9 protein-coding genes are annotated in these 10,096 nt (G+C 72.9%); 7 read left to right on the forward strand and 2 right to left on the reverse strand.

What is annotated here, in order from left to right; genetic code table 11:
- Positions 1–2: 2 nt before the first annotated feature.
- Genes KBY47_RS12580 through KBY47_RS12595 form a run of 4 tightly spaced genes read left to right on the forward strand, consistent with a single transcriptional unit; the run spans position 3 to position 3,870 of the window.
- Positions 3–1,016: a sugar ABC transporter substrate-binding protein gene (locus KBY47_RS12580; RefSeq protein ID WP_210921137.1), complete on the forward strand. Its 1,014-nt coding sequence runs from the start codon at positions 3–5 to the stop codon at positions 1,014–1,016.
- Positions 1,016–2,092, forward strand: coding sequence for an ABC transporter permease (locus KBY47_RS12585; protein WP_210921138.1), 1,077 nt, complete (start codon positions 1,016–1,018; stop codon positions 2,090–2,092). The genes KBY47_RS12580 and KBY47_RS12585 overlap by 1 nt, the downstream gene beginning before the upstream one ends.
- Positions 2,093–2,099: 7 nt before the next feature.
- Entirely contained in the window at positions 2,100–2,966 is an 867-nt protein-coding gene (locus KBY47_RS12590) for an ATP-binding cassette domain-containing protein (protein ID WP_210921139.1), read from the forward strand.
- 1 nt (position 2,967) lies between these two features.
- Entirely contained in the window at positions 2,968–3,870 is a 903-nt protein-coding gene (locus KBY47_RS12595; RefSeq protein ID WP_210921140.1) for a sugar phosphate isomerase/epimerase, read from the forward strand.
- Here KBY47_RS12595 and KBY47_RS12600 read toward each other — a convergent pair.
- Entirely contained in the window at positions 3,867–4,811 is a 945-nt protein-coding gene (locus KBY47_RS12600) for a DUF3068 domain-containing protein (RefSeq protein WP_210921141.1), read from the reverse strand. The genes KBY47_RS12595 and KBY47_RS12600 overlap by 4 nt on opposite strands.
- A gap of 115 nt (positions 4,812–4,926) precedes the next feature.
- A complete protein-coding gene (locus KBY47_RS12605; protein WP_210921142.1) occupies positions 4,927–5,544 on the reverse strand; it encodes a TetR/AcrR family transcriptional regulator in 618 nt (205 codons plus the stop codon).
- 117 nt (positions 5,545–5,661) lie between these two features.
- Between KBY47_RS12605 and KBY47_RS12610 the strand changes: the two genes are divergently transcribed.
- Genes KBY47_RS12610 through KBY47_RS12620 form a run of 3 tightly spaced genes read left to right on the forward strand, consistent with a single transcriptional unit; the run spans position 5,662 to position 10,088 of the window.
- Positions 5,662–6,996 (forward strand): MFS transporter, encoded by a 1,335-nt coding sequence (locus KBY47_RS12610; RefSeq protein WP_210921143.1) that lies wholly within the window; start codon positions 5,662–5,664, stop codon positions 6,994–6,996.
- A gap of 3 nt (positions 6,997–6,999) precedes the next feature.
- The gene (locus KBY47_RS12615; RefSeq protein WP_210921144.1) at positions 7,000–8,172 is read left to right on the forward strand and encodes a thiolase family protein; all 1,173 of its coding nucleotides are present in this window, start codon (positions 7,000–7,002) and stop codon (positions 8,170–8,172) included.
- Positions 8,172–10,088 (forward strand): AMP-binding protein, encoded by a 1,917-nt coding sequence (locus KBY47_RS12620; protein WP_210921145.1) that lies wholly within the window; start codon positions 8,172–8,174, stop codon positions 10,086–10,088. The genes KBY47_RS12615 and KBY47_RS12620 overlap by 1 nt, the downstream gene beginning before the upstream one ends.
- Positions 10,089–10,096: the final 8 nt, after the last annotated feature.

The following is a 10,096-nucleotide window of genomic DNA, read 5'->3' on the forward strand; positions in this document are numbered from 1 at the left end:
AGATGGACCGCTCTTCGCACTCCCGCAAAATCGCCCCGGTCGTGGCCCTCGCCGCGGCGGCCGCCCTGACCCTCGCCGGATGCTCCAGCGAGTCCGGCGGCAAGAAGTCGGAGGAGGGCGGAGAGAACGCCTCGGCGGGCAAGGCGAACACGCCCCGGATGACGATCGCCCTCGTCACCCACCAGTCGCCCGGCGACACCTTCTGGGACATCGTCCGCAAGGGAGCCGAGGCCGCCGCCGCCAAGGACAACGTCGAGCTGATCTACTCCGCCGACCCCAACGCGGGCAACCAGGCCACCCTGGTGCAGAACGCCATCGACCAGAAGGTCGACGGCATCGCGGTCACCCTCGCCAAGCCGGACGCACTGAAGGGCGTCGTCGCCAAGGCGGAGCAGGCCGGGATACCCGTGGTCGGCATCAACTCCGGGCTGAGCGACTGGAAGGACCTCGGACTGCTGGAGTTCTTCGGCCAGGACGAGACCGTCGCGGGCGAGGCGTTCGGCAAGAAGCTCAACGAGGTCGGCGCCAAGAACGCCGTCTGCGTCATCCAGGAACAGGGCAACATCGGTCTCACCCAGCGCTGCGACGGCGTGAAGAAGACCTTCGAGGGCAAGACCGAGACCCTCTACGTCAACGGCACCGACATGCCGTCCGTGCAGTCGACCATCACGGCCAAGCTGAAGCAGGACTCCGCCATCGACTACGTCGTCACCCTCGGCGCCCCCTTCGCGCTGACCGCCGTCAAGTCGGTGGACGACGCGGGCAGTTCCGCCAAGGTCGCCACCTTCGACCTGAACAAGCAGCTCACCAAGGCCATCCAGGACGACTCCATCCAGTTCGCCGTCGACCAGCAGCCCTACCTCCAGGGCTACCTGGCCGTCGACGGGCTCTGGCTCTACCAGAACAACGGCAACTACAGCGGCGGCGGGGAGCAGCCGGTGCTGACCGGCCCGGCCTTCGTCGACAAGTCCAACGTCGACACGATCGCGGACTACGCCGCGAAGGGCACCCGGTGATGAGCATGGCCCAGCAGGCTGAGCCGGCGGTGACCGCGCCGCCGGGCTCCGGCCCCCGCAAGACCGACGGGCGGACCACCCAGCGGCCCCTGGCGCTGCGGCTGCTCGCCCGGCCGGAGGTGGGGGTGTTCCTCGGCGCGGTCGCGGTGCTGGTGTTCTTCCTCGTCGTGGCCGAACCGGTGCGCGACGGCAGTTCGATGGCGAACATCCTCTATCAGTCGTCCACCATCGGGATCATGGCCCTGCCGGTGGCGCTGCTGATGATCGGCGGCGAGTTCGACCTGTCCGCCGGGGTCGCCGTCATCACCTCGGCGCTGACCGCGAGCATGCTCAGCTACCAGCTCACCCTGAACGTGTGGACGGGGGTGATCGCGGCGCTCGCCGTCTCGCTCGCGGTCGGCCTCTTCAACGGGTGGATGCTGGTGAAGACCGGACTGCCCAGCTTCCTGGTCACCCTCGGCACCTTCCTGATCCTCCAGGGCGCCAACCTCGCCATCACCAAGCTGGTCACCGGCAATGTCGCCACCGACGACATCAGCGACATGGAGGGCTTCGAGCAGGCCAAGGCGCTCTTCGCGTCCTCGTTCGAGGTGGGCGGCGTACAGGTGAAGATCACCGTGGTGTGGTGGCTGGTCTTCGCTGCGCTGGCGACCTGGGTGCTGCTGCGCACCAAGTACGGCAACTGGGTCTTCGCCGTCGGCGGCAACAAGGACTCCGCGCGGGCCGTCGGTGTCCCGGTCACGTTCACCAAGATCTCGCTGTTCATGCTGGTCGGGTTCGGTGCCTGGTTCGTCGGCATGCACAACCTGTTCTCCTTCAACACCGTGCAGTCCGGTGAGGGTGTGGGCCAGGAGCTGATCTACATCGCCGCCGCGGTGATCGGCGGCTGTCTGCTCACCGGCGGCTACGGCTCGGCGATCGGCCCCGTCTTCGGCGCCTTCATGTTCGGCATGGTCCAGCAGGGCATCGTCTACGCGGGCTGGAACCCCGACTGGTTCAAGGCGTTCCTCGGCGTGATGCTGCTCGGCGCCACCCTGATCAACCTGTGGGTCCGCAGGACCGCCACGAGGAGGTGACCCACCCATGACCACCAGCGACACCGCCCCCCTCGTCGAACTGCGCGGCGCGGGCAAGTCCTACGGCAACATCCGTGCCCTGCACGGTGTCGACCTGGCCGTCCACCCCGGCAAGGTGACCTGTGTGCTCGGCGACAACGGGGCCGGGAAGTCCACCCTCATCAAGATCATCTCTGGGCTGCACCAGCACACCGAGGGCCAGTTCCTCGTCGACGGCACCCCGGTGCGCTTCGGCACCCCGCGCGAGGCCCTCGACCGCGGCATCGCCGCCGTCTACCAGGACCTCGCCACCGTCCCCCTGATGCCGGTGTGGCGCAACTTCTTCCTCGGCTCCGAACTCACCAGGGGCCCCTGGCCCGTCCGGCGCCTGGACATCCCGCGGATGAAGGAGACCGCCGACCGGGAGCTGCGCGAGATGGGCATCGTCCTGGACGACCTGGAACAGCCCATCGGCACCCTCTCCGGCGGCCAGCGGCAGTGCGTCGCCATCGCCCGCGCCGTCCACTTCGGCGCCCGTGTCCTGATCCTCGACGAGCCCACCGCCGCCCTGGGCGTCAAGCAGTCCGGCGTGGTCCTCAAGTACATCGCCGCCGCCCGCGACCGCGGCCTCGGCGTCATCTTCATCACCCACAACCCCCACCACGCCTACATGGTCGGCGACCACTTCAGCGTGCTGCGCCTGGGCACCCTGGAACTCTCCGCCGCCCGCAGCGAGGTCGGTCTGGAGGAGCTGACCAACCACATGGCGGGCGGCGCCGAACTCGCCGCCCTCAAGCACGAACTGGCCCAGGTGCGCGGCGTCGACGTGGCGGGACTGCCCGAGGCCGACGACCTCACCGCCCCGGTCCCCGGCTCCACGGAAGGAAAGTCCTGACATGCCCCCTGCGCTGGACCACATCCGGGTCGGCTCGGCACCCGACTCCTGGGGCGTCTGGTTCCCCGACGACCCCCGGCAGGTCCCCTGGGAACGCTTCCTCGACGAGGTCGCCGAAGCGGGCTACGACTGGATCGAACTCGGCCCCTACGGCTACCTCCCCACCGACCCGGCCCGCCTCACCGACGAGATCGCCAAGCGGAACCTGAAGGTCTCCGCGGGCACCGTCTTCACCGGCCTGCACCGCGGGCCCGCCGTCTGGGACGCCACCTGGGAGCACGTCAGCCAGGTCGCCGCCCTCACCGAGGCCATGGGCGCGCGGCACCTCGTCGTCATCCCCTCGTTCTGGCGCGACGACAAGACCGCCGAGATCCTGGAACCGCCGGAGCTGACCGCCGAACAGTGGACCCACCTCGCCCGGGGCATGGAACGCCTCGGCCAACAGGTGCGCGACGCCTACGGCCTGGACATCGTCGTCCATCCGCACGCCGACACCCACATCGACACCGAGGCGCACGTGACGCGCTTCCTCGACGCCACCGACGCCGATCTGGTCGGCCTCTGCCTGGACACCGGGCACTACGCCTACTGCGGCGGCGACAGCGTCAAGCTGATCGAGACCTACGGCGAACGCCTCGGCTACCTCCACCTCAAGCAGGTCGACCCCAAGATCCTCGCCGACGTGGTCGCGGGCGGGGTGCCGTTCGGCCCGGCCGTGCAGCGCGGGGTGATGTGCGAACCGCCCACCGGGGTGCCCGAACTGGAGCCGGTGCTGGCGGCGGCCCAGCGGCTCGGCGTGGACCTGTTCGCCATCGTCGAGCAGGACATGTACCCGTGCGAGCCGGACAGGCCGCTGCCCATCGCCGTACGCACCCGCCGGTTCCTGCGCTCCTGCGGAGCCTAGGACTCACGGGGCCGTTTCCGCAGCAGCAGGACGCTCCCCGCGGTGGCGAGGGCGACGCCGCCCGCCGCCGCGCCGACCGGCACCGTGGTGCCCACGGCGCGCAGCCGGGCGCTGTCCTCCCTCGCCCGGTCGACCGCGAACTCCTGCGTGGCCGGGGTGTGCGTCAGCTTCTCCACGTCCAGCAGGACCACCGCGTCCTCCTTCGCGCCGGGGGCGCGCAGGGTCTGCCTCGGGCCGAGCCGGGCGAAGAGGACACGGCCGGTGGGCTGGTCGACGACCAGTCTGATGCCGTGGTTGGCGTACCACTCCTCGGCGAACACCTGCCCGGCCCGCTCACGGCCCACCAGCACCCCCGGCACCTGCCGCGTCCCGACCCTCGTCGGCGGGACGGAGCCCTCGAAGACGTACCCCTCGTAGCCGCGGACCTTCTGCTTGCCCCGGTACTCCAGGGTGACCGTTGCGCCGAGCGTGCTGTCCCACCAGCGGTAGGGGCGTTTCTGCACGTCGAAGGGGAACTTCAGGTACGCCTCCCCCTCGTGGTACGGCCGCTCCTCGCAGCAGTGCACGGGGCGGTTGCTGGAGCGGTCGGTGACCCAGCGGGCGGTGGCGAAGTCCAGCGCGTCGTGCGGGTCGGCGGCGGGCAGCGAGCCGTCCGTGTCGACCGTGGTGACGATGTCCCAGACCGCGCGGCCGGAGCGCTCGCTGTCGGCGACATCGCCGCGCACCCGCTGGGTGACGGTGATCCGGCGGTCCGTCAGCGTCTCGGTCTCCTCGACGTCGAAGTAGTCGCCCGTGCCCTCGTACACGGCGGTCACATCGATGTCGACCGGGTTCACCGCGGCGCGCGGCTTGACGTACCACACCAGCATCGGGGCGAGGACCAGCAGGAAGACCCCGAGGCCCAGCAGGGACAGGGACAGGGGCGAGGGGCTTTTGCGCATCCACGGCTCCTGGGCTCGGCGTGCCACCGCGTGGCTGGGTGCCCGGCGACCGTAGTTCGCCCGCCCGGGCACGTCTACGCACCCGGGTGACAAAACCCGGGTGACAAACCACGGCCTAGTGACTGGCGGCCACCGCCGCGAGTACCGCCCCGGTGAGGCGGGTGACGTACGCGTCGTCCGTGGGGCCGCCGACGGCCAGCATCCGGAAGTACAGCGGGGCGCCGAACAGGTCGACGGCCAGGGACAGGTCGGTGTCCTCGGGGAGTTCGCCGCGGTCCACCGCCTGCCGCAGCAGCTCCGCCACGGCCGCCCGCCGGGGCGCGAGCACCGCCCGGTGCAGGGCGTCGCGCAGCGAGGGGTTGCGCGCCGACTCCGCCACCAGGTCGGGGACGATCCGGCCGACCAGGGGATGCCGCAGGTCGGCCATGGTGTCCCGGACGAAGCGCTCGACGTCGGCGCGCAGCGAGCCGGAGCCCGCGGCCCGCGGCAGATGCGCGGCGGCGGCCTCCGAGACCAGCTCGACGACCATGGCCTCCTTCGACGGCCAGCGGCGGTACAGCGCCGCCTTGCCGACATGGGCCCGGCGGGTGACGGCCTCCATCGACATCCGGGCGTAGCCGGTCTCGGCGAGTTCCTCGAACACCGCCCCCCTGATCGTCTCGGTCACGGATTCCCGTAGCGCCGCGGAGCCCGTGGGCCTGCGGTCGAGTGCGTTCCGGCTGGTCGCGTCCACCGGCGGAGATTAACACCGGACGGAACGGTTGCGTTCCGTCCGGGGCGGGTGTACGTTCCCGGCCGAACGGAACGGCTCTGTTCCGTTCCGTAGCGGCGCGGTGCGAGAGGGGCCCGGATGGCCGTGGAGACGGAGGACCCGACGCCGGCCACGGCCGACGGCGCCGGGCGGGAGGCCCGCACCGTGCTGGCGCTGCTCGCGCTGTTCATCGTCATCAACGCCGCCGACAAGGCGGTCCTGGGGCTGACCGCCGACCCGATCAAGGACGAACTCGGCCTCACGGCTACCGAGTTCGGGATCATCGCCAGCAGCTTCTATCTGCTGTTCAGCCTCTCCGCGGTCTCGGTCGGCTTCCTCGGCGACCGGATCCGCCCCCGGCCCCTGCTCGCCGTACTCGCCCTGGTGTGGGCGGCGGCACAGCTGCCGATCCTCCTGCCCGCCGCCGGATTCGGCGCGCTGGTCGCCACCCGGGTGGTGCTCGGCGCGGGCGAGGGGCCGGGCTACCCGCTGGCCAACTACACCGCGTTCACCTGGTTTCCCGCCGGTCGCCGCGCCCTGCCCTCGGCGGTCGTCGTCGCGGGCGGCGCGGGGGGCACCGTCCTCGCCGCACCGCTGGTCGTCCTGGTCAGCGACACCTTCGGCTGGCGGGCCGCGTTCGGCCTGCTCGGCGCGGCGGGCCTGGTGTGGACCCTGTGCTGGCTGCGGTACGGCGGGGGCGGCCCGCACCGCGTCCAGCTGGGACCGGCGGTCCCGAAGGACGCGGGCGCCGACGTACCGGCCACCGTGCCCTTCTGGCGGATCGTCACCACCGGCACCTGGCTCGGCGCCACCCTCTCCACCTTCGCCGTCATGTGGACGCTCGCCCTCGGCTTCGCCTGGCTGCCGCTCTACCTGGAGGAACAGGCCGGGTTCAGCGAAGCGGCCGTCAGCGGCATCGTCGGCCTGCCCGCGCTGGCCATGGCCGTCCTGGTCCTCACCGCCGGAGCCGTCGCGCACCGGCTGCTGCGGAGGGGGGTGACCGCCCGGGTCGCACAGGGACTGCTCGGCGCCACACTGCCACTGCTCGCCGGCGTCAGTCTGCTGCTCGCGACCCGGGTCGGCCCCGCCGCCCTGCTGCTGCCGCTGCTCGTGCTGGCGTTCTCCGCGGGCAACGGCCAGACCCCGCTGACCAACGCCGCCCTCGCCGACATCTGCCCGCCCGCCCGGCGCAGCGCCGCCCTCGGCCTGTCCTACGCCCTCGCCGCCCTCTCCAGCCTGCTCGCCCCCTACGTCACCGGCCGCATCATCGACGCCGCGCCCAGCGAGACCGTCGGCTACGGCCGCGCCTTCGACCTGGCCGCCTGGCTGCTGATCGGCGGCGCCCTGATCGCCGCGCTGCTGATCCGCCCCGACCGGGACGCCCGCACCCTGCTGTCCGCCGACCCGGGGCGGACCGACCCAGTCAAGGAGTGACCGATGCCCGCAGACATCGCCGTCGTCCACGGGGCCCGCACCCCGATCGGCCGCCACCGGGGCGCCCTCGCCGCCGCCCCCGCCCACCGGCTCGGCGCGCTGGTGATCCGCGAGACCGTCGTCCGGGCCGGGATGCGGCTCGGCGCCGTCGACGAGGTCGTCCTCGGCTGTGTCGGACAGGTGGGCCCGGAGGCGTTCAACGCCCGCCGGGCCGCGCTGACCGCCGGGCTGCCGGTGCGGACGCCCGCGTACAACGTCAACCGGCTGTGCGGCTCCGGACTCCAGGCCGTCCGGTCGGCCGCGCAGAGCCTCATGTGCGGCGCCGCCGACGTGGTCGTGGCGGGCGGCAACGAGTCGATGACCCGGCAGCCCCGGCTCGACTACACCGCCCACGCCCCCGACGAACTCGTCGGAGACCCGGTGATCGACGGCACCCTCTCCCTGGTCACCGACCCGTTCGGGCACTACCCGATGGGCATGACCGGCGAGATCGTCGCGGACCGGTACGGCATCTCCCGCGACCGGCAGGACCGCTGGGCCGCCGAGAGCCAGCGCCGGGCCGCCGCCGCGCTCGAGGCGGGCCGGTTCGAGGCGCAGATCGTGCCGGTCGCCACCCCGGACGGCGTCGTCGACCGCGACGAACACCCCCGCCCCGGCACCACCGTGGAGAAGCTGGCGACCCTGCGGACCGTGTTCACCGAGAACGGCACCGTCACCGCCGGGAACTCCGCGGGCATCAACGACGGCGCCGCCGCCGTCCTGCTGACGCGGGCCGCCGACGCCGGCACCACCCCGCTCTGCCTGCTGCGGGACACCGCCGTCACCGCCCTGGAACCGGAGATCATGGGCGTCGCCCCCGCCGACGCGATCCGCGTCCTGCTCCGGCGCAACGACCTCACCACCGACGACATCGACGTCATCGAACTCAACGAGGCCTTCGCCGCCCAGGTGCTCGCCGTCCTCGACACCCTCAAACTCGACCCCGACCGGGTCAACCCCAACGGCGGCGCCATCGCCCTCGGCCACCCCGTCGGCGCCACCGGAGCGGTGCTGCTGCTCAAGGCAGCCCACGAACTGCGCCGCACCGGCGGCCGGTTCGGGGTGATCGCGCTGTGCGTCGGCGGCGGTCAGGGCATCGCGGCACTGATCGAGAACCCCGGGGCGGGGGCCCGGTGATGAACGACCACGCCTGGTACCCGCCACCGGAACTCGTCGAACACAGCAACATCACCGCCTTCTGCCGCCGCTACGGCGTCGACGGCGGCCACCGCGCCCTCCAGGCCCGCTCCGCCGCCGACCCCGCCTGGTTCTGGGAGCGCGCCGTCGTGGACCTCGGCATCGTCTGGCACGAGCCGCCGCGCCGCGTCCTCGACGACTCCGGCGGCATGGCGGCAACCCGCTGGTTCCCCGGCGCCCGCACCAACCTCGCCGACTCCTGCCTGGAACGCCATCTGCGGCAGGGCCACGGCACCGCGCCCGCCCTGCGCTTCGAACGAGAGGACGGCAGCCGGGGCGTCCTCACCTACGCCGAGACCGCCGCCCACAGCGCCCGGGTCGCGGGCGGGCTGCGCGCACTCGGCGTCGCGGAAGGGGACCGGGTGGCCTGCCATCTGCCGCCCGGCGCCGAGGCGTTCGTCCTCCTCTTCGCCTGCGCCCGGATCGGCGCCATCCTCGTGCCGCTGTTCTCCGGCTTCGGCGCCGGGGCCATCGCCCTCCGGCTCGCCGACGCCGGGGCCAAGGTCCTGGTGACGGCCGCCCACACCACCCGGCACGGACGCCGGTACGCCATGGCCCCCGTCGCCCGCGACGCCCTGCGCGGCGCGCCGGCCGTACGGCACCTGGTGGTGGTGGCGACGGCCGGGGACGACACGACGGCCACCTCCTGGGACGCCCTGTCCGCCGCCGACCCGGCCCCCGTCCGCTCCCTCCCCGCCGACGCGCCCTTCCTGCTGCTGCACACCTCCGGCACCACCGGCCGCCCCAAGGGCGCCGTGCACACCCACGGCGGCTTCCCGGCGCAGGTCGGCAGCGAGGTCCGCTACCACCTCGACGTCCACCGCCAGGACGTGGTGTGCTGGGTGACCGACCCCGGCTGGATCATGTTCCCGCTCGTCGCGATCGGCGCCACCCTCGCCGGGGCGAGCGTCCTGGCGTACGAGGGCGCGGTCGACCATCCCGACGCCGGGCGGCTGTGGCGGCTCCTCGCCGACCACGGCGTCACCGTCTTCGGCAGCTCGCCCAGCCTGTCCAGGGCCCTGATGGACCGGGCGCCCGCCGTGCCCGCCGCGCCCGGCTCGCTGAGGATCCTGGCCTCCACCGGGGAGCCGTGGACCGAGGAGGCCTGGCACTGGTACTCCGCCTCCTTCGGCGGCAAACGCTGCCCCGTCGTCAACATCTGCGGCGGCACCGAGGCCGGCGGCTCCCTGCTCGCCTCCGCGCCGACCGTGCCCCAGTCACCCGGCGGCTTCGCCGGGCCCTGCCTCGGCATCGACGCGGTGATCGAGGACGGCACGGGCGCCGAGCCGCCCGAGGGCGTGCCCGGGGAACTGGTGGTGCGCCGCCCCTGGCCCGGCATGACCCGGGGGCTGTGGGGGTCACGCGACCGCTTCACCGAGACCTACTTCGCCCGCCGGCCGGGCCGCTGGTCGCACGGCGACCTGGTCTCCCGCAGGGGCGGGGAGTGGTTCGTGCACGGCCGCCTCGACGACGTCATCAAGGTCGCAGGGAAGCGCCTCGGGCCCGCCGAGGCCGAGGACGCCGTCGTCACCGACCCGGCCGTCGCCGAGGCCGCCGCCGTCGGCGTCCCGCACCCGGTCAAGGGCGAGGCGCTGTGGTGCTTCGCGGTCGCCGCCCCCGGCCACACCCTCGGCCCCGCCGACGCCGACCGGATCACCGCCCGCGTCGCCGACGCCCTGGGCCCCGCCTTCCGCCCCGCCCGGGTCGTCGCCGTGCCCGAACTCCCCAGGACCCGCAACGGCAAGACCGTACGCCGTCTGCTGAAGGCCCTGGCCACTGGCACCGACCCCGGCGACCTGTCCACCCTCGCCAACCCGGGCTGCCTGGACACGATCCGCGCGGCGCTGACCGCCTGACACCCAAG

The organism is Streptomyces sp. B93, assembly GCF_018070565.1.
In the GTDB taxonomy this organism is placed as follows: Bacteria; Actinomycetota; Actinomycetes; order Streptomycetales; family Streptomycetaceae; genus Streptomyces.

What these genes read in the sequence shown, in the direction of transcription:
- KBY47_RS12580 (WP_210921137.1), top strand. Translation starts at nt 3, where the DNA reads ATGGACCGCTCTTCGCACTCCCGCAAAATCGCCCCGGTCGTGGCCCTC.
- KBY47_RS12585 (WP_210921138.1), top strand. Translation starts at nt 1,016, where the DNA reads ATGAGCATGGCCCAGCAGGCTGAGCCGGCGGTGACCGCGCCGCCGGGC.
- KBY47_RS12590 (WP_210921139.1), top strand. Translation starts at nt 2,100, where the DNA reads ATGACCACCAGCGACACCGCCCCCCTCGTCGAACTGCGCGGCGCGGGC.
- KBY47_RS12595 (WP_210921140.1), top strand. Translation starts at nt 2,968, where the DNA reads ATGCCCCCTGCGCTGGACCACATCCGGGTCGGCTCGGCACCCGACTCC.
- KBY47_RS12600 (WP_210921141.1), bottom strand. Translation starts at nt 4,811, where the DNA reads ATGCGCAAAAGCCCCTCGCCCCTGTCCCTGTCCCTGCTGGGCCTCGGG.
- KBY47_RS12610 (WP_210921143.1), top strand. Translation starts at nt 5,662, where the DNA reads ATGGCCGTGGAGACGGAGGACCCGACGCCGGCCACGGCCGACGGCGCC.
- KBY47_RS12615 (WP_210921144.1), top strand. Translation starts at nt 7,000, where the DNA reads ATGCCCGCAGACATCGCCGTCGTCCACGGGGCCCGCACCCCGATCGGC.
- KBY47_RS12620 (WP_210921145.1), top strand. Translation starts at nt 8,172, where the DNA reads ATGAACGACCACGCCTGGTACCCGCCACCGGAACTCGTCGAACACAGC.